Consider the following 23,469-nt stretch of genomic DNA (forward strand, 5'->3'; position numbering starts at 1 on the left):
TTCGCCCTGCCCTACCTTGCAGGTCATGTGGCAGTTTTTTGGCCTGCATCATAAACAACCGCAATATTGCCTTTTTAAGGCAAAAAATTCAGATACAATGCTTTCATATTGATAAATTATCAGGATAACTGACTGATATGGATAACTTCGACCGCAAAATCTGCGCCATACTTCAGACCGATGCACGGCGATCCTCTACCGATGTGGCGACCCATGTGGGGCTGTCCGTCTCTGCCACCAACGACAGGATACGGCGTCTACAGCGAGAGGGAATCATCACCCACTGGCAGGCGCGGCTGGATCCGCAGGCGTTTCAAGCAGCACTTTGCGCCTTTGTCCTCCTCGACCTCAGCTATGACGGGGAAGCAGCGGCGGTCGCCACCCTCACCGCACATGACGCAGTGCAGGAGCTTCACCACATCTCCGGACCGCATTCCTATCTGATGAAACTGCGCCTTGCCGACACGGCTGCACTGCAACGTTTCTTGAATGAGGTGGTCAAACCGCTGCCCGCCGTCACCCGCACAGAAAGCATCATCGCCATGGACACCGCCAAGGAAACGCTGGCTCTCTCCATTCCACGAGGTAACGATTGTGTTTGAGGTCGCGCTCACCGGCCTTTTGGCAGGTGTTGCCATTGCCGCCCCTGTGGGACCGATCGGTCTGTTGTGCATCAGGCGCAGTATGGTCGAGGGGCGCGGTGCAGGACTGGCAACAGGGCTCGGCGCCGCCGTAGCGGATGGCACATATGGTCTGGTCGTCGCCACCGGCATCGCCGCCAGCGGGCTGGTCGCACGTTATGGCGCTCAGATGCAGATCTTCGGCGGCACACTTCTATTGCTGATTGGCCTCCACACCGCGCGCGGGTTTTGGCGCGCCCGTCCTGATGCGGTGGCGGCGAACAAGAGCGGCAGCCTAATCAGCGCCTTTACCAGCACCTATCTGCTGACGCTGTCCAATCCGATGACGATGTTGGCCTTTGTGGCGATGATCGCAGGGTTGGGACAGGCCGCAGACAGTCACCCGCTGGCGCCTGTTGTTCTGGTGCTGGGGGTATTTTTGGGATCAGCGCTTTGGTGGCTGTTTCTGGTGCAACTGGCGCTTTGGGCGCGACAACAGATCACTGACGGGGCACTGCGTTGGCTGGACCTGCTATCGGGAACAGCAATCAGCCTGTGGGCCATAACGATGATCTTCTAGGGCATCACACTATCAGAGAGACATCTTGGAGCGGGTAGCGGGAATCGAACCCGCACCTTAAGCTTGGAAGGCTCTTATGATACCATTTCACCATACCCGCCCAGATGTTTTGCTGTCGTAATTCAGCCGCGCGGTGAGGTCAAGGGGATGCGAAACCCTGCAGGCGTTTTCCACCTAAAACCTGCCCTTCAAACGCAAAACGGCCCCGCGCAAGCAGGGCCGTTTCGTTTGGTATTGTGTCAAAGCGCAGCGCTTACTTGGCGCGGCGACGCTCGTTGACCAGACCGATGAAGATCGACAGGCACATCAGCACCAGCACGATGGCAAACGGGAAACCCGTCGCGATCGCAGCCGCCTGAAGTGCGCCCAGACCACCGCCGAGCAGCAGCACGATCGCAATCGCGCCTTCCAGCACACACCAGAACACACGCTGTGCGGTCGGTGCGTTGGTTTTGCCGCCTGCAGTGATGGTGTCGATCACCAGCGAACCGGAGTCCGAGGAGGTGACGAAGAACACAACCACCAGAACGATACCCACGAAGGACAGCAAGCTGGTCATCGGGAAGGCTTCGAACATGGTGAACATCTTCAGTTCCAGACCCGCTGCCGACAGCGCATCGCCTGCGCCAGACATGATCTGATCCAGAGCCGCACCACCGAATACGCTCATCCACAGGGCACCAACGACGGTGGGGATCAGCAGAACACAGATGATGAATTCGCGGATGCTACGACCACGCGAGATGCGCGCGATGAACATACCAACGAAGGGCGACCAGGAGATCCACCAAGCCCAGTAGAAGGTGGTCCAGCCTTGCATGAAGTTGGTGTCTTCACGGCCAACCCAGTTCGACAGGGCGGGCAGACGTACGATGTATTCACCCAGACCCGAGAAGAAGCCGCTGATGATCAGCAGGGTAGGGCCAACCAGCAGAACCAGAACCAGCAGTACGGCTGCGAGGATCATGTTTGCTTCGGACAGACGCTTCACGCCTTTGTCCAGACCAGCAACAACCGACACCAGCGCAAACAGGGTGATCGCGATGATCAGCAACACTTTCATGCCATCGGTCACCGGAACGCCGAACAGGTAGTTCAGACCAGCCAGCGCCTGCGTGGCACCCAGACCCAGCGAGGTTGCCAGACCGAAGATGGTCGCGAAAACTGCCAGAACGTCGATGATGTGGCCCAGAGGACCCCAGGTTGCTTCACCAAACAGCGGGTAGAACACCGAACGCATGGTCAGTGGCAGACCCCGGTTGAAGCTGAAGAAGGCCAGTGCCAGCGCCACAACAGCGTAAATCGCCCAAGGGTGCAGACCCCAGTGGAAGATGGTCGCCGCCATCGCCAGGTCGCGGGCCGCTTCGGTATCACCTGCTGCAGCACCCAGCGGTGCCCAGTCGGTGCGTACGCCACCTTCACCTACTGCGGTGCCGCCCAGCGACGAACCGTAGTGGGAAATGGGTTCTGCGACGCCCCAGAACACCAGACCAATGCCCATGCCAGCGGCAAACAGCATCGAGAACCAGCCCATGTAGCTGTAGTCTGGCTTTGCATCATCGCCACCCAACCGGATCGAGCCATAGGGCGTAACGATCAGGAACAGGCAGAACACCACGAAGATGTTACAGGCGATCATGAAGACCCAGTCAAAGTTGCTGGTCAGTGTCGGGCGGAGCCAGCCAAAGAATTCACCCGCTTGCTCTTTGAAGACCAGCGAGAAGAAAACGAAGGCAACGATGGTTACTGCGGAGATCGCAAAAACCGGATTATGGATGTCTAACCCGAATGGTTGGACATTGTCCTGACCGACTTCATAGTCGGTCTCTTTATTATCGTTAGTATCGGTCATAAAGACCCTCCCCTATTTTGAACCTCTATTATTGAGGGTTTTATGACAGGGGGCAGGTCGGGAAATCGACCCACATAGGTCTAAATGCGACAGATTTCTGACGTATTTCTACAAAAACCGACCCTACGTCATTTATGCGCGAAGATGCTCAACCGCAAAGGAATCGCTTTCTGCACTGCGGCAAAATGAACGGGGCCCCATGTGGGCCCCGAAATACGCTTAAAGCTCATACAAAAAAGGCATTCGACGCATCCGCGTCAAGGCGCCTTAGCCCGCAACTATAGAGGGACGCGCCTTGCGCAGCCCATTGGTGATCAGACCGGCCAGAACACATTTGATCAGGTCGCCCGGGATGAAGGCATACATCGACTTGGTCAGCCCCATCAGCGTGGCGTCCAGCTTCAGGTACATGCCCACGATACCAATCGGGTACAGCACCAAAATACCGCCGATCGCGGCAGCCAGCGCCGGATTAAACCAATTTGCCTTTTGGCTCCATGCTTCGGCCAAGAGGCCCGTCACATAGGCCGCCACGACCCAGCCAAAGAGGAAGCCCGCAGTGACGCCGCTAAAGACGCCCAGACCACCACGACCACCGGCCAAGAGCGGCAGGCCCAGCGCCACGAGGCCCAGAAACAGGATGACCGCCAGTGCGCCGCGTTTGGCCCCAAGGACGGTGCCGGCCAGCATGATGCCAAGGCTCTGTCCGGTGATTGGCACGCCCAGCGGCAGGTTAAATTTCGGGATCAGCCCCAGTGCAGCGATCAGCGCCGCAAAGAGTGCGATTAGAGTGAGATTGCGTTCCATTTTGTCCTTCCCCCAACTCGGTGAATTTCCGTAGTTCTACTGTGTTTGGGGCCAGTGTCTATTCCACTCCGCCCCTTGCCTTCAACGCCTCAGCGACCTGTTCCGCGTCATCCAGTGCTAACAGTGCGAAAGGTAACAACAATTTCCAACTGAATTTCTTGGTACTGCGGGCACGCCAGGCTTCGATCAAGGTGCCGCCCTTGCGGGTCAGTTCCGGAATGAAACGTATCACCAAGGCCACAGCCAGCGCAATCCTGCGCCGAATCCGCCGCGATACCCGCAGCCGCGCCATCAACCGTTCCAACACAGCCAGCATCTCATCCAGCTGGGTGGTCAGCGTTACCAGATTGGCCGCAGCCACCGCAGCGCCCAAACGCAAACAGACCACCGCGCCATCGGCAATATCGCGAATGGCGATATGATAACCCATAATGATGACACAGACCCAGACCAGCGGGCGCAGCAGGCGTAGCCCCTGACGGGCAAAGCGCACCCCGCAAATCAGATAGCACAGCGCCAGAACCGCCAGAACGCCGCCGCTGCTCAGCGGCGTGTCCAGATAGAAGGTGACGACAGTAAATAGGCACAGGCCCAGAAGTTTTGGCCCCGCCCACCAATGGTGATAGGGCGTGCGGACCTCAGAGGTCAGCGAAATCATCACCGTCTCCCTGCCCCTGCATCGCAGCGACATAACCGTCAATCACCGCAGCGGCGGCGCCATCTTGTTTGACCTTACCCTGATCGATCCAGATCACCCGATCATAGTCGCGCAACGCGTCCAGATCGTGGCTGATGTGAATAAGCGCGGGCGCCACACGGTCCAGATAACGGCTCAATGCCAAAGTGGTCGGCAGATCCAGACCAGCAAAGGGTTCATCCAAAACGATCACACCCGGATTCATCGCCAGCACCGCCATCAGGCAGACCAGATGCCGCTGCCCCTGACTAAGGGTCTGGATAGACCGGTCATACCAATCGAGACGGTTAAAACCCTCCAACGTGCGCCGTGCCTTGGCCTGCGCGTCATCCTTGGGCATCCCTTGGGCGACCAAGCCAAAGGTCAGCTCTTCACCCACGGTGGGAAAGATGATCTGGTGATCAGGGTTTTGAAACAGAATGCCGACAGTGCGCAGCGCTTTCAGGCGTTCCTTGGCCACATCGACGCCATTCACCGTGACCTTACCCGCATCCGCAGGGGCCAGACCGGCAATCAGACGCGCCAGTTGCGATTTGCCTGACCCGTTGCGCCCAATCACGCCAATCCGACGTTCGTTCAACGACAAATTCAACCCGTCAAAGACCTCAACCCCGTCCCGCAGATAGCTTATATTGCTCAACTCCACCCGACATGTGGGTGCTGCCGCAGCTGCAGGATCGGTCGCAGCATTCAGGGTGGCGCCATCTTGGGGGCTGGTCATTTGGTATTCTCCATGCGGCAGGCATTAAAAACAGAAACAGGTGCAAAGCAAGGCACCACAAACTGGTGCAAACCGGTCAAATTCAAACAGAGTACGCAGAGTCATCTTTGAAACGCCGCTTGAATGCACCTGATTTTGGCGCAAAATCAATACGGTATCATCACCGCCGCGGAAATATTTGACCGCTTAGGCGGCCTTTGCGCCGCTTTGTCGCGCCTAGAGGTCTTCCAGAACCTCGATCAGCTCCGCTCCGCTGGCGCGATTGCTGTTTACTGTGGTCGCCACACGGTGATGGTGGATCAAATCAGGTGCCGCCGGACGCATCAGCGGCGCGGCCCCCTTGCCTTCCTCACCCAGCCATTTGGCCCAATCCGATGCGTCCAGCACAACTGGCATCCGGTGGTGCACATGGGCCAAATCGGCGCTGGCAGCAGTGGTGACAATGGCGCAGCTGCGGATCTGGCTGCCCGCCCCGTCCTGCCAATCCTGCCAAATCCCCGCCATCACCAAGGGCTGACCATCGGCGCGGTGAAAATACCACGGCAAACGGTTGCCCCCTGCGTCTTTGGCCCACTCAAAATAGCCAGAGGTGGGGATCAGACAACGCCGCGTACGGCAGGCACTGGCAAAGGCGGGTTTGTCAGCAATGGTTTCCGCGCGCGCATTGATCAACAGCGGACCATCATTCAACGCCTTGTACCAATGCGGCAGAAACCCCCACCGCATCGCGCTGAGGCGGCGCAAGTCGCCGTCGTTGTAAACCACATGGACAGGATCGGTGGGGCAGATGTTGAAATTCGGCACCTCAGGCAGATCATTGGCAGGCTGGGCCGCAAACAGCCGTGCCATCGCGTCTGACGGCACCGTATTGGACAGCCGCCCGCACATGGATCAGCGATGCGCCTTGCGGGCGATGTCGATCCTTGCCTCCATCATCGACATCTCACGCATGATGTCCTTGCGGCGGGTTCGATCGCCTGTCTCACGCAGCTCTTCGCGCAGGCGGGACAGTTCCCGCGACAGGCTGACAAACTCCGGCACGCCGCCCGCCTCTTTGACCAGACGATTAACCAGATGATTGTCAGGATCGTCAACCTGCGGCAGCGGCTTGCCCGCGCCGGGTAAATCGTCAAAAGCGCCCTCTGCTTCGGCCGCGGCGATCTTAGCATCAATCAGGTCAATCAGCGGATGGTCCATAGGCGCCAGCATACTGCGCCCTGTGAGGTGAGGGAACCCCTCCGCCTGCCCCCTTTGTGGCAACGAAAAACGCGCGGGGTTTCCCCCGCGCGTGTCCTGTCATCCTATCAAAGGTGACTTATTTCTGAGTGATACGGCCATCCACATAAGGCGTGTACGGCGCGTTTTTGGCGAGGAACTCTGCCGTGACGTCGGCCAGATCGGGGCCGTAGTCATAGGCGTTTTCCGCGTCACGGAACATCTTGTAACCGTCGCCACCGTTGCGCACGTAGTTGTTGGACACCAGACCGTAGGTTTTGGCCGGATCAATCGCGACCCATGCGCCACCTTCCATCACCATCACGTCCGACACACGGCCTTCGTTCGGGGCCACGGCCAGATCGAAGGTGTATTTCAGACCCGATACCTGCGGGAAGCGGCCTTTGCCTTCCTCGACCTGGCTGACACCGTTTTCCAACGCCGCGACAACGGTTTCACCGCTGACATAGAAAGTGGACAGCGTGTTCTGGAACGGCAGTACGGTCAGCACTTCGCCCATAGTCACCTCACCCGCGTCGATGGACGCACGCAGGCCACCGCCGTTCTGGATCGCGATCGAAATGCCCTGATCCTTCACACGGTCCAGCATCGCATCCGCGACGAGGTTACCGATGGTGCATTCCTTGGCACGGCACACATCGCGGTCGCCCACGATCACCTCAGCGGTTTCAGCCACAACGCGCTGCTTCATTTCCTCAATCGGGGCGCCCATTTCGCCAACACGCGCCAGGATCGCCGCATCCGGCGTGACCGAGGCATCCAACAACATAGGTTCACCGCTGGCGGCGGTCACTTTGCCATCCGCGTCAAAGGTGACGTTCAACTCGCCCAGATATTTGGAATAGGCATAGGCCTGTACCACCGGCACATCCCCCACCATGGTGGGGTATGGACCTGCGGCGCGGTCACTGGTGTTCGACAGCAGCGTGTGGGAGTGGCCACCCACAACAACGTCGATGCCCGGCACGTTGGCAGCAATGTCCAAATCTTTGGGCAGGCCCACGTGGGTCAGCGCGATGATCTTGGTCACACCTTCGGCCTCTAGGGCTGCAACATCCGCCTTCAGGCTCTCGATCTCATCCTGAAAAACAACGTTTTCCCCAGGAGAGGAGGTTTCAACCGTGTCGGTCGCCAGAACGGAAATCACGCCAACCTTGTGGCCATTCACGTCCAGCACAACGTGGTTGCTGACCTTACCGTTCAACAGCGGCTCGGACGACAGGTCGAGGTTGCCAGAAATCACGGGGAAAGACACCGCATCAACGAAATCGGACAGACCTTTGGGCCCGTCGTCAAATTCGTGGTTGCCCACCGCCATCACGTCATAGCCGATGGCCTCCATAAACTCGGCCTCAGCCGCGCCTTTGTAGGTTGTGTAGAACAGCGAACCCTGAAACGGGTCACCAGCATCCAGAACCAGCACGTTCTGACCGGCCAGTTCAGCGCGTTTGGCATCAACGGCGGTTTTGATCCGCGCCACACCGCCGAAGCATTTGCCCTCGGCTTCGCTCTCGGCATTACAGGTCGAATCGTATTTGTTAATCGATTCGATACGGCTGTGAATGTCGTTGGTGTGCAGAATGGTCAGGTTGAAATCGGCAGCAGCAACGCCAGCGCTCAGCGCCAGAGTTGCAGCAGAAGCAAGCAGACGAACAGACATGGTCTTCCTCTCTGTTAAATTATGGCGGGAGCCTGCACTGTGTTGGCGCAACTGTCAAAATCTCTGTTCGACAAACCGCCGAAGTTCGCCGACTGCCGTTACAGCGCCGCTCGTTCTGGGGGTTTTAGCGGCACTATGTGAAGGATTGGCTACAGTTGCGCGCGCATTCCACATCACAGCCCACCAAACCCCCAATCCCCTTGACGCATCGCCCACAGGGCGGCATCACGCGGTCATGCTGATTTACAAGATATTTCGCGCACCCGAATGGCAGGTGCTGGTCGATCACGGCGAAACCGATGGGGCGCCGATCGACATCGCTGATGGCTTTGTCCATTTTTCCACCGCCACGCAGGCCGCAGAAACCGCCGCCAAGCATTTCACTGGCGAGCCGGATCTGATCCTTGTGGCGCTGGACGCTGATGCCCTTGGCGAGGCGTTGAAGTGGGAAGTGTCGCGCGGCGGCGCGAAGTTCCCCCACCTTTACCGCAAGATGCTGATGGCGGATGTCAGCTGGCACACCCCCCTGCCCTTGGTCGACGGCGCCCACCAGTTCCCAGAGGAGATGGTATGAAACTGATCGAAAAACTGGGCCTTGGCGCCCTGCACCGTCTGGATCCCGAACGGGCGCATGGTCTGGCGCTGCTGGCGCTGCGCACCGGTGCGGTGCCTTTGGCGGGGATGGTAACCTCGCCGCGCCTGCGAACATCGGTGGCGGGCCTGAATATGGCGAACCCTGTGGGTATCGCCGCAGGTTTTGACAAAAACGCCGAAGCGCTATCGCCTCTGTCGCGGTCTGGCTTCGGGTTTATCGAGGTAGGGGCTGCCACGCCCCGCCCGCAGCCCGGCAACCCCAAACCGCGCCTGTTCCGCCTGTCGGAAGATCGCGCCGCGATCAACCGTTTCGGGTTCAACAACGAGGGAATGGAGGCGATTGGCACCCGCCTGTCTCAGCGCCCGCGCGATATGGTGCTGGGCCTGAACCTTGGCGCCAATAAGGACAGCGACGACCGCGCCAGCGATTTCGCCCGCGTTCTGGCCCATACCGGTGCGCATCTGGATTTTGCCACGGTGAATGTCTCGTCCCCCAACACCGAAAAACTGCGCGACCTGCAGGGCGCGGCCGCGCTGACCAGCCTGCTGGACGGTGTGGTGACGGCCCGCAACGCGCTGGATCGCCCGATCCCGATCTTCCTGAAGATCGCGCCGGATCTGACCAATGACGAGATTGCCGAGATTGGTGAGGTCGCCCTGTCCACCGGTATTGATGCGGTGATTGCCACCAACACCACCCTGTCGCGCGACGGTCTGCAAAGCCAGCACGCGAGTGAGGCTGGCGGCCTCTCCGGCGCACCGCTGTTGGAAAAATCCACCCGCGTTCTGGCGCAATTGTCGGCGCAACTGGATGGTCGTTTGCCGATCATCGGCGTTGGCGGCATTGCCTCTGCCGAGGATGCCTATGCCAAGATCTGCGCGGGTGCCTCGGCCGTGCAGCTATACACCGCGCTGATCTACGGCGGCCTGTCTCTGGGCGCGGACATTGCCCGTGGTCTGGATAAATTGCTGGAGGCCAACGGGTTCACCAATGTGGCCGACGCTGTAGGTCACAAACGTGGGGATTGGCTATGATCACCATCTGGCACAACCCGCGCTGTTCCAAATCGCGCCAGACACTGGCGCTGGTGGAAGACAAAGGCGACGTCATCGTGCGCCGCTATCTCGACGACGCGCCGAGTGAGGCGGAGATTCGCGAAGCATTGAGCCTGCTTGCAATCCCAGCGGTGGATCTGATGCGGGTGAAGGATAAGCCATTCAAGGAACTGGGCCTCAGCAAGTCCGATCCCGAGGATGTGCTGATCAAAGCGATGGCAGAAACGCCCGCGCTGATCGAACGGCCTGTGGTTTTTGCCAATGGCAAGGCAACACTGGGCCGTCCGCCAGAACAGGTCCTGGATATTTTGTAACCATGTCAGGCGGCGTTGGTGTGCCCACGGCTACCGATCACCATCAGTTCGTTCAGAGGTCTAGCGCCGTTCCAAGGGGAGGCGCAACGCGCCGCCCCGTGGGGGCGGAACGGCGCGGCCCAACAGTGCCTGTTGGGCGGCACTTCATTCAACGAAGCGTTCATGTCTCCATCCGCGCTTCCAGCACTGGATAGCGGCTGGCCAGTGTCACGCCCCGCACCACGAAGGCCACCAGCATCGCCAACCACAAACCGTGATTGCCGAGACCCAGCAGCGGCACCAACAGTGCGACCGCCACCAGATAGACGCCCAGACTGACTGCCATCATGTTGCGCATGTCCCGGGTCGCCGTCGCCCCGATGAAGATCCCGTCCAGCATATAGGCACCTATGGCCAGCACCGGACAGGCCACCAGATAGGGCAGGTAGTTCCGTGCGACTTCGCGCACATCCTCCGCTGTGGTCAGTGTGTCGATGATCATCCCGCCGAACAGTGCAAATCCAACGGTCATCGCAATCGCGACCGCCACAGCCCAGATACTCGTCAGCCTGATAGATCGCCGCATCGCCCCGCGCAGACCCGCACCAAAATACTGCGCCACCAGCGCCTCGACCGCAAAGGCAAACCCGTCCAGCCCATGGGCGATCACATGCAGGAACTGCATCAGCACCTGATTGGCCGCCAGCGTCACGTCGCCAAACCCTGCCCCAACCAGCAGAAACGACAGGAACATCGCCTGCAACATCAACGATCGCAGCAAAATATCAGTGTTCACCCTCATCATGTGGCGCAAGGCAGCGCGGTCAAACACCCGCACACCCTGCCGCCATGCCGGGTTGGCGAAGACATCGCGGCACAGATAAAAGCCCAGCGTCAGGCCGCTCCACTCGGCCAGAAAGGTCGCAAAGGCCACGCCTTCGACACCCCAGCCAAGGCCAAGCACAAACCACAGATCCAGCAGGATATTCACCCCGTTCATCCAGATCTGCAGGATAAACACCGCACGCGTGCGCTCTTGCGCGATCAGCCAGCCAGTGACGCCGTATAGCCCGATGGCAGCAGGCGCCGACCAAACGCGGATCTGCATATAGGCCCGCGCCATGCCCTCCACCTCGCCCGACGCGGGCGAGATCTGGAAGGCGGTCCAAAACAACGGCCCTTGCAACAGGATCAGCACCAGACCGCCGCCCCCCGCGACCAGCAAGGCGCGACTGAACAGTGCTGCAACCTCACCCAAACGGCCCGCGCCCAAAGCCTGTCCCACCAATCCGGTGGTGCCCATCCGCAGAAAGCCAAAGATCCAGTAAAGCGCGCCCAGAAAGACCGCGCCAACACCCACAGCGCCAATTGGGGCCGCCTGCCCCATCTGACCAACAACGCCGGTGTCCACCAACCCCAGCAGCGGCACGGTGATATTAGACAGCACAATGGGCACCGCGATCTGCAGCACCCTTTTATGTGTCACCTCAGACTGGACGGTAGACTGGGCGGCGGGCTGGGCAATTTGATCAGTCATCCCGCGACGGCATCAGGAAATGGCCTGTCGCCTGCGCGAACGGACGGGCGCGGTTGTCCTGCCATGCCTCCACATGCACAGACCCGTAACGGCGGCCCGACCGGTTCACCTGTGCCCGTGCATAGGCATCGCGCGGCAGGCCAGAGCGCAAATAGTCCACCGTAAAATCAATGGTCTTCGGCAGGCGCGGCAACTGCCCCGCTTCAATCAGCATGGCGTCAGGACCACCGGTTTCAATCTCATCCCAAAGCGACACCCAGCTGAGGCCAATGATCGCCGTCATCTCCAGAAATGCCGCCGTTGCCCCGCCATGAAGCGCGGGCAACATCGGATTGCCAATCAATTCGTCCTTGAACGGCATAATCGCCGTCAACTCATCGCCACGGCGCTCAAACTCTATCCCCAGAAACTCAATATACGGCACGCTATGCACCAGCGCATGCAGCGCCGCATCACGCCGTTGTTTCACCACCTGAACAGGTTCGGGTCGTTTATACGCCATCACTTCTTCTCCGCCACAAAGGCGCCGGTTGCGGTCGCCACCACCGATTCGTCGCTGTCATCCAGTGCTTCGGCCCGGACAAATGCAACCGATCGCGTGACACGGTAACAGGTTGCACGAGTGCGGATCGCCTGCCCCGGGGTCGCGGGACGCATATAATCGATGCGCAGATCAATCGTTGCGGTTGTGCCCTTCACCTCCGGGTGCGCCATCACCGCCGCCCCACATGTGGTGTCCAAAAGCGCAAAGACCGCACCGCCATGAATAACCTTGCTTTCCGGATCGCCAATAAAGCGTTCATCATAGGGCATTCGCATCTCTGCATGACCCTCGCCGACATCGGTAAACTGCATACCCAAGGCCCTAGCATGCGGAATTGCTTCGATAAAACTCTGCGCTGATTTGGTTTGCTGCTGCGTCATTCGGTCCCCTCCCTCATGGCGCTGATAAGAGCCGCTAATGCCGCAAATCGCAATACCGACGGTTGCCCTTCGGGAAACGACGTCCTAATTTGCCCCCAAGGGAGCATTAGACCATGTCCGAAATCAGACTGTCCTTCAAAGAAATGTGCGCCAAGTTCGACGTTACCCCGCGGACCCTGCGCTACTATGAATATATCGAACTTCTGCAACCAGAGCGACAGGGCCGCTCGCGATTCTATGGTGGCCGTGAAGTCGCGCGCATGACGCTGGTCCTGCGCGGTCGCAAGTTCGGATTCCCACTGGAAGAGATCCGCCAGTGGCTGCTGATCCGCGAAAACGAAGGTGATATCGCCCAGAAGAAAGTCTGGGTCGATATGGCGAGCAAACAGCTGCGAGAGCTGGAAGAGCAACGTCACCAGATCGAAGAAGCGATCACCGAACTGCGCGATCTGCACGACGCCACGCTCGCCGCCCTAAAATAGGGGTGATTCCCGGCATTCATGCCGCAAGCCAGACACATAGCGCCGTTTTCGCCTCTTTTTGTCGCCATATGTCGCTCTCAGCCTCGGTTATTCCGGGGCTGTTTTCGTTCTGACGAAACGTCAATTGGCGCTCGATTTTAGTTTCCCTTGATTGATCCCACGTCACCCCACAAAGTGACGTCACGTATAGTTACGTAAGCGTAAAGCAGTAGTGTAGCCCTATCAGACAGCTCAAGATCTGTCTTCATGGGCCGAGCGTTAGGGGAGCGTGAAACATGACCGAAGAAGACACCATGACCATCCGCGAAATGTGCGAAGCATTTCAGGTCACACCAAGAACCCTGCGTTTCTATGAAGCGAAGGAACTGCTGTTCCCTATTCGGGAAGGGCAGAAACGTCTTTTCACCAAAAGTGACCGCGCGCGTCTGAAACTGATCCTGCGGGGCAAACGCTTTGGTTTCTCGCTGGAGGAAATCCGCCAGCTGCTGGAACTCTACGAAATGGGTGACGCGCAGCTGACCCAGCTGCAACGCACCTATGAAGTGGCCCAGCAACGTCTGGATGACATGCTGCGGCAGCGCGAGGAGCTGAATGAAGCGATCGAAGAGCTGAAAGACCAGATGAAGTGGGGTGCCGAAATGATCACCTCGCTCAGTGAAAAGAAAGACGCCGCCGAATAATTGCGGCTGGAATTTTTATCGGGAGAGAGAAATGCCTAGCTATACCGCCCCTACCAAAGACCTGCAGTTTGTTCTGCATGATCTGCTGAACATCAGCCAGTCTGACATCCCCGGCTATTCCGATCTGGAGGGTGAATTCACCTCCGCCGTTCTGGAAGAAGCCGGCAAAATCACCTCCGAAGTTCTGGCCCCTCTGAACGTTGTTGGCGACAAAGAAGGCTGTTCGCTGGAAAATGGCGTTGTACGTACGCCTACCGGCTTTCAGGAGGCGTTTGATCAGGTACGCGAAGGCGGCTGGACCGGCCTCGACATGCCCGAAGAGTACGGCGGCCAGAACCTGCCAGTCATTCTCAGCACTGCAGTAGGCGAAATGTTCTCCGCCGCGAACCAGGCGTTCACGATGTACCAGGGCCTGACCCACGGTGCGGCCTCGGCCATTCTGGCGCACGGCTCCGACGAGCAGAAGCAGACCTACCTGCCCAACATGGTCAGCTGCGAGTGGACCGGGACCATGAACCTGACCGAACCGCATTGCGGCACCGATCTGGGCCTGATGCGCACCAAGGCAGAACCGCAGGACGACGGCACATATAAAGTATCGGGTCAGAAAATCTTCATCTCCGCTGGTGAGCATGAGATGTCGAAGAACATCATCCATCTGGTTCTGGCGAAGATCCCCGGCGGCCCCGAAGGCATCAAAGGTGTCTCGCTGTTCATCGTGCCCAAATTCATCGTGAACGAAGACGGCTCCGTCGGTGCACGCAACGGCGTAAGCTGTGGCGCACTGGAAGAAAAGATGGGCATCCACGGCAACTCTACCTGCGTGATGAACTATGACGAGGCTACCGGCTACCTGCTGGGTGACATGCACAAAGGCATGCGCGCCATGTTCACCATGATGAACGAAGCGCGTTTGGGTGTTGGCATGCAAGGCGTCGCACAGTCCGAAGTCGCCTATCAGAACGCCGTCATCTATGCCAATGATCGTCTGCAGGGCCGCGACGTGACCGGCGTGAAAAACCCCGATGGTCCGGCCGATCCGCTGATCGTGCACCCGGATGTGCGCCGTTCGCTGATGGACCAGAAGAGCTTTAACGAAGGTGCGCGCGCCTTCCTGCTGTGGGGCGCTCAGCTGCTCGACAAAGCACACCGTAAGGGCGACAAAGACGCCGACGGTCTGGTATCGCTGCTGACCCCAGTCATCAAAGGCTTCCTGACCGACGAAGGCTACGACATGACCGTTAAGGCTCAACAGCTGTACGGTGGTCACGGCTACATCGAAGAGTGGGGCATGTCCCAGTTCACCCGCGACGCCCGTATCGCAATGATCTACGAAGGGGCTAACGGCGTTCAGGCGCTGGACCTCGTGGGCCGCAAACTGGCGGCAGACGGCGGCAAGCACGTGATGGCCTTCTTTGATCTGGTGAAAAACTTCATCAAAGACAACGCCGACAACGAATTCCTGGCCACAGACTTCCTTGCGCCCCTGAAAGACGCGTCGAAGGATCTGCAGGCAGCAGGCATGTTCTTCATGCAAAACGGCATGAAGAACCCGAACGCGGCATTGTCCGGCTCGAACGACTTCATGCACATGTTCGGTCACGTTTGCCTGGGCCTGATGTGGGCACAGATGGCGAAAGCCGCTCAGGACGCTCTGGACGCCGGCACCTCGGACAAAGACTTCTACGAGACCAAGCTGGCAACCGGCCGTTTCTACATGGCCCGCCGCCTGCCCGCGACCAAGCTGCACCTGGCGCGGATCAACTCGGGCGCGGATCCGGTGATGTCGCTGGCCGCAGACCAGTTCTGATAAGAACCTTGAGGGCGGACATGAAAGTGCCCGCCCTTTTGGGCCGGTTGGAGGACCGCGCCCAATCAAGAGGTTACATCGCCATTGCGGCACGGATCTGTTGAGATCTAACGCCCCGTCACATGGCAATGATGTGATCTCTTCTACGGTAAGAGACAGGTAGTCTTTGACCACCAAACAGCAGGGCGCTGCCTGCACATCCGGTCCGCGGATCATTTTGACGCTTCGTCAAACTGGCACGGGACCACCAAGGGTGCGTTAGTACGGCCATGCCAGTTTGGTTCGAAAAGAAAACCAAGTTTCTACGCCACACGGCGTATGGTTCGGGAGGAAAACCATGACGATCAAACTCTACTGCTTCGGTGAAAGCGGCAATTCCTACAAGGCAGCACTGGCCCTTGAACTGTCGGGGCTGGACTGGGAACCGGTCTTTGTCGACTTCTTCAACGGTGCAACACGATCTGCCGACTATCTGGAACAGGTCAACAACATGGGCGAAGTACCCGTGCTGGTAGACGATGATCTGCGACTGAGCCAATCCGGCGCAATCCAACAGTATATCAGCGACAAGTCTGGCAAATTCGCCGGATCTGACGCCGACAAATACGAAGTGCTGCGCTGGGTTCTGTGGGACAATCACAAACTATCCAGTCAGGCAGGCATGACCCGCTTCTTGATGAACTTCCTTCCCGAGGATAAGCGCCCACAAGAGGTCATCGGCTTTATGCAGGGCCGTCTGAAAGGCGCTTATACCACTCTGAACGCCCATCTGGAAGGCCGCGACTGGATCGTCGGCGGCGGGCTGACCAATGCAGACATTTCCTGCTGCGGCTACCTCCTTTACCCCGAACCGTTCGGCTTTGACCGTGCCGAATGGCCCAACATCGACCGCTGGCTGAAAAACATCGAACAGCTGGATGGTTGGAAACACCCCTATGACCTGATGCCCGGCAACCCATCGGATCGCGCCTAAGCGATTGGCCGACAGGGCGACCGGACATCAGCCACTGAAACCCAGTTCAACCTGAGAGAAACAGGAGACAACAAAATGAAAGACGTCTACATTTATGACGCTCTGCGCAGCCCGCGCGGCAAGGGCCGTAAAGACGGCACCCTGCATGAGGTAACACCCTCGTACCTGTCGGCCAGCGTGCTGAACGCGCTGAAAGAGCGCAACAACCTTGAAGGTCACGCCGTTGAGGATGTGATCTGGGGCAACGCTACCCAGGTGATGGAACAGGGCGCCTGTCTGGCCCGTACCGCTGTTCTGGCCTCTGATCTGGACGAACGCATCCCCGGTCTGTCGATCAACCGTTTCTGCGCCTCCGGCATGGAAGCTGTGAACCTGGCCGCCAACCAGATCGCGGGCGGCGCTGGTGACGGCTACATCGCCGGTGGCGTCGAAATGATGAGCCGCGTACCAATGGGCAGCGATGGTGCCGCCATCGCCGCAGACCCGTCGCTGGCCATTGACGGCTACTTCGTGCCTCAAGGCATCTCGGCGGACATCATCGCCACCGAATACGGCTTCAGTCGTGAACAGGCTGACCAACTGGCCGCAGAATCGCAGCGCCGCGCCGCTGTAGCATTGGAAGAAGGCCGCTTCGACAAATCGGTCATCTCCATCAAGGACATGAACGGCCTGACCATTCTGGACCGCGACGAATACCCCCGTCCCGGCACCACCGAAGAGAGCCTTGCCGGTCTAAAGCCTGCGTTCAAGGATATGGGCGAAACCATGCCCGGCTTTGACAAGGTTGCGATGCTGAAATACCCGCATCTGGAAAAGATCAACCACATCCACCACGCCGGTAACTCCTCGGGCATCGTGGACGGTTCTGCCGGCGTTCTGCTGGGCAGCAAAGAGTTTGGTGAGAAGTTCGGCCTGAAACCGCGCGCCCGCGTGCGTGGCACCGCGAAAATCGGCCTTGATCCCACCATCATGCTAACCGGCCCCGTGCCCGTCACCCAGAAAATCCTTGCCGACACCGGCATGGCAATCTCTGACTTCGACCTGTTCGAAGTGAACGAAGCCTTTGCATCCGTTGTGCTGCGCTTCCAGCAGGCGTTTGATGTTGATCCCTCACTGGTCAACGTAAACGGCGGGTCGATCGCACTGGGTCACCCGTTGGGCGCCACCGGCGCGATCATCATCGGCACCCTGCTGGATGAGCTGGAGCGTCAGGACAAAGAGACCGGCCTGGCCACTCTCTGTGTTGCATCCGGCATGGGCGCAGCCACCATCATCGAACGCGTATAACCCGGGGTAGGAGTTTAGATCATGACCGACTTTACCATGACCAAAGATGCCGACGGCATCGCAACCATCACCTGGGACACTCAGGGTAAATCCATGAACGTGATGAGCGAACAGGGCTTCTATGACCTGGACGCACATGTTGATGACGCACTGGCGGATGAGGCCGTAAAAGGCATCATCATCACCTCGGGCAAGCCGGGCTCTTTTGCAGGCGGCATGGACTTGAACGTGATTGCGCGCATGAAAGACAGCGCAGGCGATAATCCGGCACAGGCCCTGTTTGACGGTGTCATGAAAATGCACGCCGTACTGCGTAAAATCGAACGTGCAGGCATGGATCCCAAAACCAACAAAGGCGGCAAACCCGTTGCCTGTGTGATCCCCGGCACCGCGCTGGGTATCGGGTTTGAAATCCCGCTGGCCTGCCACCGCACCTTTGCGGCCGACAACCCCAAGGCCAAAATCGGCCTGCCGGAAATCATGGTCGGCATCTTCCCCGGTCTGGGCGGCACCACCCGTCTGACCCGCAAGCTGGGCGCGATGGCTGCATCGCCCTTCCTGCTGCAGGGCAAACAGGTAGACCCCAAGAAAGCCAAAGGCGCAGGCCTGATTGATGAGGTCAGCGAAGATCCAATGGCAGATGCACGCGCATGGGTTCTGTCCGAGCCCAAGATCGTGAAGCCTTGGGACGAAAAGGGCTACAAAATGCCCGGCGGTGCCCCCTACCACCCCGCAGGTTTCCAGACCTTCGTTGGGGCCTCCGCAATGGTGAACGCCAACACCCAAGGTGCCTTCCCCGCTGCCAAAGCCCTGCTGAGCGCGGTTTACGAAGGTGCACTGGTGCCCTTTGACACCGCCATCAAGGTCGAAGCACGCTGGTTTACCAACGTGCTGATGAACCCGTCCTCTTCTGCAATGATCCGTTCGCTGTTCATCAACAAAGAAGCGCTGGACAAAGGCGCGGTACGTCCGCAGGGCATCGAAGACCAGTCGGTCAAGAAGCTGGGCGTTCTGGGCGCAGGCATGATGGGTGCAGGCATCGCGCTGGTATCGGCGCAGGCCGGTATCGAAGTTGTGTTGATCGACCGCGACCAAGACGCTGCCGACAAAGGCAAAGCCTACACCGAGACCTACCTCGACAAGGGCATGAAGCGTGGCAAAGTCACCGCCGAGAAGAAAGAAGCGATGCTGTCGCGCATCACCGCAACGCCTGATCTGGAACAGCTGAAAGGCTGTGATCTGATCATCGAAGCGGTCTTTGAAGACACCGCAGTGAAGGCCGAGATGACCAAAAAGGTCGAAGCCATCATTCCCGAAGACTGCATCTTCGCCTCCAACACCTCGACCCTGCCGATCACTGGCCTGGCCGAAGCGTCGGTGCGCAAAGATCAGTTCATCGGCATCCACTTCTTCTCACCTGTTGAGAAAATGCTGCTGGTAGAAATCATCAAAGGCGCCGAAACTGGTGATCGCGCGGTCGCCAAGGCTCTGGACTATGTGCGTCAGATCCGCAAAACCCCGATCGTCGTGAATGATGCGCGCTTCTTCTACTGCAACCGCTGCATCATCCCCTACATCAACGAAGGTGCCCGCATGATCACCGAAGGTGTGGCACCGGTGTTGATCGACAACGCCGCGCGTCAGCTGGGCTTCCCGGTTGGGCCGGTCACCCTGACCGATGAAACCTCGATCGATCTGGGCGCCAAGATTGCCCGCGCAACCAAAGCAGCCATGGGCGACGACTATCCCGAAAGCCCCTCGGACGAAATGATCTTCTGGATGGAAGAAGAAGGCCGTCTGGGCCGCAAGGCCAATGCAGGCTTCTTCGACTACGATGAGAAGGGCAAACGTCTGGGCTACTGGAAAGGCGTGCACGACAAGTATCCGCTGGCCGACGAACAGCCCGACCTGCGCGACGTGCAGGACCGTCTGATGTTCAGCCAGGTTCTGGAAGCGGTGAAAGCGCTGGAAGAAGGCGTGATCGAAGACATCCGCGAAGCAGACGTTGGCGCGATCCTGGCCTGGGGCTTCGCGCCTTGGTCCGGCGGCCCCTTGAGCTGGGTCGACATCATCGGCACGCCCTATGCGGCAGAACGCTGCGCCGAACTGGCCGCTAAGTATGGCGACCGCTTCAACCCGCCGGCGCTTCTGTTGGAAATGGCAGAGAAGGGTCAATCCTTCTACGGTCGCTTCGACAAATCGGCCGCCGCCAAAGCTGCCTAAGTCAAAGCGATACGCAGACACAACAAAACGCGCCCCCCGGGGCGCGTTTTTGCGCTATGAGGCACGCGAAACGAAACACTTAAGCTTCAGTGCGATCTGGATTTTCGGGTCAGCCCACACTGCCCTTTTGTGCGCTGTCAAAAGCCTTTTGCCAGTCGCTGACCAAAGCGGTTCCCCTCATTGACTGATAGACCGCCAAGCGACAAAGGATAAAGCCCATCCCAAACAGCGCAATGCCCGCCGCGCTCTGTGCCTCCTGCGTTCTGGAAACCCCACTCCAAATCAACACGGCACCGCTAGCCACAGCAGATGAACCTAACGTCGCACACATCTCTTTTAGATAAATAGACCTGAAAACAGCGCGCGCCGCACCGTAGCCAGCAGCGGTTTGTTGCAGTGTCTCAACAGTGGCGCTCAACGAAGATCTCTGCGCGACAGCGGCTGCCACTTCGAACGTCTGCCCCCGCAAAACAGGGAACAACACCCGCATGTCTAACGGGACAGATTTCACATCAAAATAAGAAACAGTCGCTGTTACACGTGCCAGACAAAGAACTTCCCGAACACAGTAAGCGATGGCATAGCAGTAAAAGAAAATCAGTACTGCAATGCAGGCAAGTAATATGCCCGGCAGATCTGACAGCTCTGCGAGAGCAAGCCATGACACCAGATCCAAACAATAAGCAACGGTGGCTGAAAAGAGAACGCCTGCGGAAAAATACAGAAGGTCTCGCGCAAGAAAGTCATCCGCCTTTTCAATTAACGTGGCGACAGTAGCATCCATCATTTTAAGGCTCGCCCAGTGGTTTGCTCATGAACATGTAAATATCTGAATTACATATCAAAGTCGTCGAAAAGAGCACCAGACACAAAAAAGATGTCCTTCGGGCAGCGCCCTCACGCCATCACATCCTCAAACCCATAACCGAATCGTTCGATATCCTCGGCGCACACCTCGGCCAGAAAGGCAGCATCGCTGTCACTGTAATACCGTCGGTAATCGCGTGCCCGACGGGAGGGATTCGCATGCGGCATCTCCAGAGCCAACCCCAGATGCGCCTCCAACGGACCGATATCCTCTGCCAGATGTTCCAGTCGGATATAGAGATCACAAACCTCATTGCCGCGCGCGTCCGTCATATAGTGTCGCGCTGGTGCGGCTTTCTGTGCCTGCCATGTCATCGGATGAGCCAGAAAGCCGGAAAACTCTTCCTGCCGCGCCAATTGCACTGCGGGGTGATCAAAATCCTGCCGTTGCAGCCAGTGATAATAGCTGACCATCCGGTCCCACGGATTGCGCACAAGAGTGAAAGTGAAATACCGCTCTACTTCATCAGGTCCGACCAGCCCCTCGATATCCGCCAATGTCGAATGTTTCCACAGCCGCCCCCGCGTTTCTGCATCGCGGAACCGGCGACGGCGACGGCTGGCCTTGGGCGTGTCGCCTATCAACACATCATCCTTCTTCGCCCGCGCCTCCAGCGCCATAGCCATAGAGGTGCCACCCGTCTTGGGAATATGGATGAAGATATATTGGCGACCGTGGGACATGAACATGGCCCAAAGCTAGCCAATTCCACCCCAGAGGCAAAGCCTCTTTGCAGCCCCGCAGCGCCCCGTGCGCAAGTTCCCGAAACGTCAGCCATGAATTTGCGCAATTACGCACAACTACGTTCTTTTCAACGACCCTGTATCTGAACAATATACGCGCATTAAAATTTGGAGGATTACAATGGGCTGGATGGCCGACGAAACCGGATTGGAAAAGAACGCGGCAAACCACGTGGCGCTGACACCTCTGTCATGGCTAAAACGGGCTGCTGTTGTCTACCGCGACCTGCCCGCCGTGATCTATGGCACCCACCGCAAAACCTACGGCGAGTACCACGACCGCGTCAGTCGTCTGGCCTCCGGCCTTGTTCAGCTGGGAGTGAAACCCGGGGATGTGGTCGCCACGCTGCTGCCCAACCTTCCCGCACAGGCAGAGGCGCATTTTGGCGTGCCCGCCTGTGGTGGTGTCCTCAACACTATCAATACACGTCTGGAACCGGAAACCATCGCCTATATCCTTGACCACGGTCAGGCCAAGGTGGTCCTGTGTGATCCGCAGTTCCTGCCTGCACTCGCCAGTGCGGTGGATCTGATGACCGGCTCCGCACCGCAGATCATTGAGGTCGCTGATGATCAGGCCGGTGTGCATGCCCACGGCCACTACACGGAATATGAAGCACTGCTGGCCACGGGTGATCCCGCCTACAACTGGATCATGCCGCAGGACGAATGGGAAAGCATCGCGCTAAACTACACCTCCGGCACAACCGGGCGGCCCAAAGGCGTGGTCTACCACCACCGCGGTGCCTATCTAAACGCAATGAACCAGGTGATCAGCTGGCGCATGACCCTGCATCCGCACTACCTGACCATCGTACCGCTGTTTCACTGCAACGGCTGGTGCCACACTTGGCTGATGCCCGCGATGGGCGGCACAGTGATCTGTTGTCGAGACATCACCGCCAAGGCGATCTTTGACGCCATTGCCGATGAGGGCGTCACCCACTTCGGCGGCGCGCCCATCGTTCTGAACACGCTGGTCCATGCACCAGAGGCGGACCGCCGTAGCTTTGATCACACGGTTGAAGTCTTCACTGCAGGCGCCCCACCCGCCCCGGCGACACTGGCCGCAATTGAACCGATGGGGTTCAACATCACACAGGTCTATGGCCTGACAGAGGTCTACGGCCCCGCCACGGAATGCACGTGGAAAGCTGAATGGGACCCCCTCGAAGGCGACGCGCGCGCCGCGATAAAAGCCCGTCAGGGCGTCGCCATGCCCGCTTACGAACATGTCACCGTGGTCGATGAACAAATGCAGCAGATCCCGATGGACGGCCAAACGCAGGGCGAGATCGTCTTTCGCGGCAATGGGGTGATGAAAGGCTACCTGAAAAACCCCGACGCCACCGCCGAGGCCTTTAAAGGCGGATATTTCCACACCGGTGATATCGCCATCCAACACCCCGACAGCTACGTGCAAATCGCCGATCGCGCCAAGGACATCATCATTTCAGGCGGCGAGAACATTTCATCTGTTGAGGTTGAGGGCGTGCTGATGGCCCACCCAGACGTGCTCTTGTGCGCAGTGGTGGCCAAACCGGATGAAAAATGGGGCGAGGTGCCCTGCGCCTTCGTTGAGCTGAAGGACGGCCATACCGCATCCGAAGCAGAGCTGATCGCCTTCGCCCGCGAACGTCTGGCTGGGTTCAAATCGCCGAAAAAGGTCGTTTTTCAGGAGCTGCCCAAAACCTCCACCGGCAAAATCCAGAAGTTCGAATTGCGCACGCAGGCCAAAACCCTCTGACCGTGACATGGGGCCGCCGCGTCCCTTTCAGTGATCCCAAAGTACTCCGGGGTGAATTGGACATCTCTGATGAACCAAG

24 protein-coding genes and 1 tRNA gene are annotated in these 23,469 nt (G+C 58.6%); 12 read left to right on the forward strand and 13 right to left on the reverse strand.

Translation table 11 applies throughout. The features are described 5' to 3' along the window. The first annotated feature begins 137 nt into the window (after positions 1-137). Both MHM86_RS08260 and MHM86_RS08265 read left to right on the forward strand, forming a co-directional pair. Positions 138-602, forward strand: coding sequence for an Lrp/AsnC family transcriptional regulator (locus tag MHM86_RS08260; RefSeq protein WP_239197833.1), 465 nt, complete (start codon positions 138-140; stop codon positions 600-602). After that, positions 595-1,200, forward strand: a complete 606-nt coding sequence (locus MHM86_RS08265) for a LysE family transporter (RefSeq protein WP_239197835.1) — start codon at positions 595-597, stop codon at positions 1,198-1,200. The genes MHM86_RS08260 and MHM86_RS08265 overlap by 8 nt, the downstream gene beginning before the upstream one ends. Positions 1,201-1,226: 26 nt before the next feature. On the opposite strand, the gene MHM86_RS08270 is transcribed toward MHM86_RS08265, so the two are convergent. From MHM86_RS08270 to MHM86_RS08305, 8 genes are all read right to left on the reverse strand, one after another. After that, positions 1,227-1,300: transfer RNA gene (locus MHM86_RS08270), tRNA-Gly, on the reverse strand. Positions 1,301-1,453: 153 nt separating this feature from the next. Next, positions 1,454-3,052: a BCCT family transporter gene (locus MHM86_RS08275; protein WP_239197837.1), complete on the reverse strand. Its 1,599-nt coding sequence runs from the start codon at positions 3,050-3,052 to the stop codon at positions 1,454-1,456. 267 nt (positions 3,053-3,319) lie between these two features. After that, positions 3,320-3,859 (reverse strand): biotin transporter BioY, encoded by a 540-nt coding sequence (locus MHM86_RS08280; RefSeq protein WP_239197839.1) that lies wholly within the window; start codon positions 3,857-3,859, stop codon positions 3,320-3,322. A 58-nt stretch (positions 3,860-3,917) separates the two neighbouring features. Next, positions 3,918-4,517 (reverse strand): energy-coupling factor transporter transmembrane protein EcfT, encoded by a 600-nt coding sequence (locus tag MHM86_RS08285; RefSeq protein ID WP_239197841.1) that lies wholly within the window; start codon positions 4,515-4,517, stop codon positions 3,918-3,920. After that, complete coding sequence (locus MHM86_RS08290; RefSeq protein WP_239197843.1) at positions 4,498-5,277, reverse strand: energy-coupling factor ABC transporter ATP-binding protein; 780 nt, start codon at positions 5,275-5,277, stop codon at positions 4,498-4,500. Before MHM86_RS08290 ends, MHM86_RS08285 begins: the two co-directional genes overlap by 20 nt. Positions 5,278-5,493: 216 nt before the next feature. Continuing rightward, positions 5,494-6,165 (reverse strand): SOS response-associated peptidase, encoded by a 672-nt coding sequence (locus MHM86_RS08295; RefSeq protein WP_239197845.1) that lies wholly within the window; start codon positions 6,163-6,165, stop codon positions 5,494-5,496. A gap of 3 nt (positions 6,166-6,168) precedes the next feature. Then, positions 6,169-6,474 (reverse strand): DUF1992 domain-containing protein, encoded by a 306-nt coding sequence (locus MHM86_RS08300; RefSeq protein WP_239198642.1) that lies wholly within the window; start codon positions 6,472-6,474, stop codon positions 6,169-6,171. A 118-nt stretch (positions 6,475-6,592) separates the two neighbouring features. Continuing rightward, positions 6,593-8,173 carry a bifunctional UDP-sugar hydrolase/5'-nucleotidase gene (locus tag MHM86_RS08305; protein ID WP_239197847.1) on the reverse strand — a complete coding sequence of 527 codons (1,581 nt, stop codon included), beginning with the start codon at positions 8,171-8,173 and terminating at the stop codon, positions 6,593-6,595. A gap of 235 nt (positions 8,174-8,408) precedes the next feature. Between MHM86_RS08305 and MHM86_RS08310 the strand changes: the two genes are divergently transcribed. Genes MHM86_RS08310 through arsC form a run of 3 tightly spaced genes read left to right on the forward strand, consistent with a single transcriptional unit; the run spans position 8,409 to position 10,137 of the window. Continuing rightward, positions 8,409-8,747 carry a DUF952 domain-containing protein gene (locus MHM86_RS08310; protein ID WP_239197849.1) on the forward strand — a complete coding sequence of 113 codons (339 nt, stop codon included), beginning with the start codon at positions 8,409-8,411 and terminating at the stop codon, positions 8,745-8,747. Beyond that, the gene (locus tag MHM86_RS08315) at positions 8,744-9,802 is read left to right on the forward strand and encodes a quinone-dependent dihydroorotate dehydrogenase (protein ID WP_239197851.1); all 1,059 of its coding nucleotides are present in this window, start codon (positions 8,744-8,746) and stop codon (positions 9,800-9,802) included. The genes MHM86_RS08310 and MHM86_RS08315 overlap by 4 nt, the downstream gene beginning before the upstream one ends. After that, on the forward strand, positions 9,799-10,137 hold the full coding sequence (gene arsC / locus MHM86_RS08320) for an arsenate reductase (glutaredoxin) (RefSeq protein WP_239197853.1): 339 nt from the start codon (positions 9,799-9,801) through the stop codon (positions 10,135-10,137). Before MHM86_RS08315 ends, arsC begins: the two co-directional genes overlap by 4 nt. A 160-nt stretch (positions 10,138-10,297) precedes the next feature. Here arsC and MHM86_RS08325 read toward each other — a convergent pair whose 3' ends face one another. From MHM86_RS08325 to MHM86_RS08335, 3 genes are read right to left on the reverse strand one after another with little or no spacing between them, the layout of a single operon-like run. Then, a complete protein-coding gene (locus MHM86_RS08325) occupies positions 10,298-11,653 on the reverse strand; it encodes an MATE family efflux transporter (RefSeq protein ID WP_239197855.1) in 1,356 nt (451 codons plus the stop codon). Then, complete coding sequence (locus MHM86_RS08330; protein ID WP_239197857.1) at positions 11,646-12,155, reverse strand: PaaI family thioesterase; 510 nt, start codon at positions 12,153-12,155, stop codon at positions 11,646-11,648. Before MHM86_RS08330 ends, MHM86_RS08325 begins: the two co-directional genes overlap by 8 nt. After that, positions 12,155-12,577 carry a PaaI family thioesterase gene (locus tag MHM86_RS08335; protein WP_239197859.1) on the reverse strand — a complete coding sequence of 141 codons (423 nt, stop codon included), beginning with the start codon at positions 12,575-12,577 and terminating at the stop codon, positions 12,155-12,157. Before MHM86_RS08335 ends, MHM86_RS08330 begins: the two co-directional genes overlap by 1 nt. Positions 12,578-12,690: 113 nt before the next feature. Between MHM86_RS08335 and MHM86_RS08340 the strand changes: the two genes are divergently transcribed. From MHM86_RS08340 to MHM86_RS08365, 6 genes are all read left to right on the forward strand, one after another. Beyond that, a complete protein-coding gene (locus MHM86_RS08340; RefSeq protein WP_239197861.1) occupies positions 12,691-13,059 on the forward strand; it encodes a MerR family DNA-binding transcriptional regulator in 369 nt (122 codons plus the stop codon). A gap of 275 nt (positions 13,060-13,334) precedes the next feature. After that, positions 13,335-13,739, forward strand: coding sequence for a MerR family DNA-binding transcriptional regulator (locus tag MHM86_RS08345; protein ID WP_239197863.1), 405 nt, complete (start codon positions 13,335-13,337; stop codon positions 13,737-13,739). 31 nt (positions 13,740-13,770) lie between these two features. After that, complete coding sequence (locus MHM86_RS08350; RefSeq protein ID WP_239197865.1) at positions 13,771-15,549, forward strand: acyl-CoA dehydrogenase C-terminal domain-containing protein; 1,779 nt, start codon at positions 13,771-13,773, stop codon at positions 15,547-15,549. A gap of 337 nt (positions 15,550-15,886) precedes the next feature. Further along, complete coding sequence (locus MHM86_RS08355; protein ID WP_239197867.1) at positions 15,887-16,522, forward strand: glutathione S-transferase family protein; 636 nt, start codon at positions 15,887-15,889, stop codon at positions 16,520-16,522. A gap of 75 nt (positions 16,523-16,597) precedes the next feature. Next, positions 16,598-17,809, forward strand: a complete 1,212-nt coding sequence (locus tag MHM86_RS08360; protein ID WP_239197869.1) for an acetyl-CoA C-acetyltransferase — start codon at positions 16,598-16,600, stop codon at positions 17,807-17,809. A 21-nt stretch (positions 17,810-17,830) separates the two neighbouring features. Continuing rightward, the gene (locus tag MHM86_RS08365; RefSeq protein WP_239197871.1) at positions 17,831-20,032 is read left to right on the forward strand and encodes a 3-hydroxyacyl-CoA dehydrogenase NAD-binding domain-containing protein; all 2,202 of its coding nucleotides are present in this window, start codon (positions 17,831-17,833) and stop codon (positions 20,030-20,032) included. Between the two features lie 109 nt (positions 20,033-20,141). Here MHM86_RS08365 and MHM86_RS08370 read toward each other — a convergent pair whose 3' ends face one another. Further along, complete coding sequence (locus MHM86_RS08370; protein WP_239197873.1) at positions 20,142-20,819, reverse strand: hypothetical protein; 678 nt, start codon at positions 20,817-20,819, stop codon at positions 20,142-20,144. A gap of 110 nt (positions 20,820-20,929) precedes the next feature. Beyond that, positions 20,930-21,589: a sulfotransferase family 2 domain-containing protein gene (locus MHM86_RS08375; protein WP_239197875.1), complete on the reverse strand. Its 660-nt coding sequence runs from the start codon at positions 21,587-21,589 to the stop codon at positions 20,930-20,932. A gap of 175 nt (positions 21,590-21,764) precedes the next feature. Between MHM86_RS08375 and MHM86_RS08380 the strand changes: the two genes are divergently transcribed. Beyond that, positions 21,765-23,390, forward strand: coding sequence for an AMP-binding protein (locus tag MHM86_RS08380; RefSeq protein WP_239197877.1), 1,626 nt, complete (start codon positions 21,765-21,767; stop codon positions 23,388-23,390). Positions 23,391-23,469 lie beyond the last annotated feature (79 nt).

This window comes from Thalassobius sp. Cn5-15, assembly GCF_022347685.1.
Classification (GTDB): Bacteria; Pseudomonadota; Alphaproteobacteria; order Rhodobacterales; family Rhodobacteraceae; genus Thalassobius.

Bases quoted from the DNA above. Each gene is read 5' to 3' on its own strand.
- MHM86_RS08310 (WP_239197849.1), top strand. From the start codon at position 8,409: ATGCTGATTTACAAGATATTTCGCGCACCCGAATGGCAGGTGCTGGTC.
- MHM86_RS08360 (WP_239197869.1), top strand. From the start codon at position 16,598: ATGAAAGACGTCTACATTTATGACGCTCTGCGCAGCCCGCGCGGCAAG.
- MHM86_RS08365 (WP_239197871.1), top strand. From the start codon at position 17,831: ATGACCGACTTTACCATGACCAAAGATGCCGACGGCATCGCAACCATC.
- MHM86_RS08305 (WP_239197847.1), bottom strand. From the start codon at position 8,173: ATGTCTGTTCGTCTGCTTGCTTCTGCTGCAACTCTGGCGCTGAGCGCT.
- MHM86_RS08345 (WP_239197863.1), top strand. From the start codon at position 13,335: ATGACCGAAGAAGACACCATGACCATCCGCGAAATGTGCGAAGCATTT.
- MHM86_RS08315 (WP_239197851.1), top strand. From the start codon at position 8,744: ATGAAACTGATCGAAAAACTGGGCCTTGGCGCCCTGCACCGTCTGGAT.
- arsC (WP_239197853.1), top strand. From the start codon at position 9,799: ATGATCACCATCTGGCACAACCCGCGCTGTTCCAAATCGCGCCAGACA.
- MHM86_RS08285 (WP_239197841.1), bottom strand. From the start codon at position 4,517: ATGATTTCGCTGACCTCTGAGGTCCGCACGCCCTATCACCATTGGTGG.
- MHM86_RS08335 (WP_239197859.1), bottom strand. From the start codon at position 12,577: ATGACGCAGCAGCAAACCAAATCAGCGCAGAGTTTTATCGAAGCAATT.
- MHM86_RS08375 (WP_239197875.1), bottom strand. From the start codon at position 21,589: ATGTTCATGTCCCACGGTCGCCAATATATCTTCATCCATATTCCCAAG.
- MHM86_RS08330 (WP_239197857.1), bottom strand. From the start codon at position 12,155: ATGGCGTATAAACGACCCGAACCTGTTCAGGTGGTGAAACAACGGCGT.
- MHM86_RS08380 (WP_239197877.1), top strand. From the start codon at position 21,765: ATGGGCTGGATGGCCGACGAAACCGGATTGGAAAAGAACGCGGCAAAC.
- MHM86_RS08355 (WP_239197867.1), top strand. From the start codon at position 15,887: ATGACGATCAAACTCTACTGCTTCGGTGAAAGCGGCAATTCCTACAAG.
- MHM86_RS08275 (WP_239197837.1), bottom strand. From the start codon at position 3,052: ATGACCGATACTAACGATAATAAAGAGACCGACTATGAAGTCGGTCAG.
- MHM86_RS08295 (WP_239197845.1), bottom strand. From the start codon at position 6,165: ATGTGCGGGCGGCTGTCCAATACGGTGCCGTCAGACGCGATGGCACGG.
- MHM86_RS08370 (WP_239197873.1), bottom strand. From the start codon at position 20,819: ATGATGGATGCTACTGTCGCCACGTTAATTGAAAAGGCGGATGACTTT.
- MHM86_RS08325 (WP_239197855.1), bottom strand. From the start codon at position 11,653: ATGACTGATCAAATTGCCCAGCCCGCCGCCCAGTCTACCGTCCAGTCT.
- MHM86_RS08290 (WP_239197843.1), bottom strand. From the start codon at position 5,277: ATGACCAGCCCCCAAGATGGCGCCACCCTGAATGCTGCGACCGATCCT.
- MHM86_RS08350 (WP_239197865.1), top strand. From the start codon at position 13,771: ATGCCTAGCTATACCGCCCCTACCAAAGACCTGCAGTTTGTTCTGCAT.
- MHM86_RS08260 (WP_239197833.1), top strand. From the start codon at position 138: ATGGATAACTTCGACCGCAAAATCTGCGCCATACTTCAGACCGATGCA.
- MHM86_RS08340 (WP_239197861.1), top strand. From the start codon at position 12,691: ATGTCCGAAATCAGACTGTCCTTCAAAGAAATGTGCGCCAAGTTCGAC.
- MHM86_RS08280 (WP_239197839.1), bottom strand. From the start codon at position 3,859: ATGGAACGCAATCTCACTCTAATCGCACTCTTTGCGGCGCTGATCGCT.
- MHM86_RS08300 (WP_239198642.1), bottom strand. From the start codon at position 6,474: ATGGACCATCCGCTGATTGACCTGATTGATGCTAAGATCGCCGCGGCC.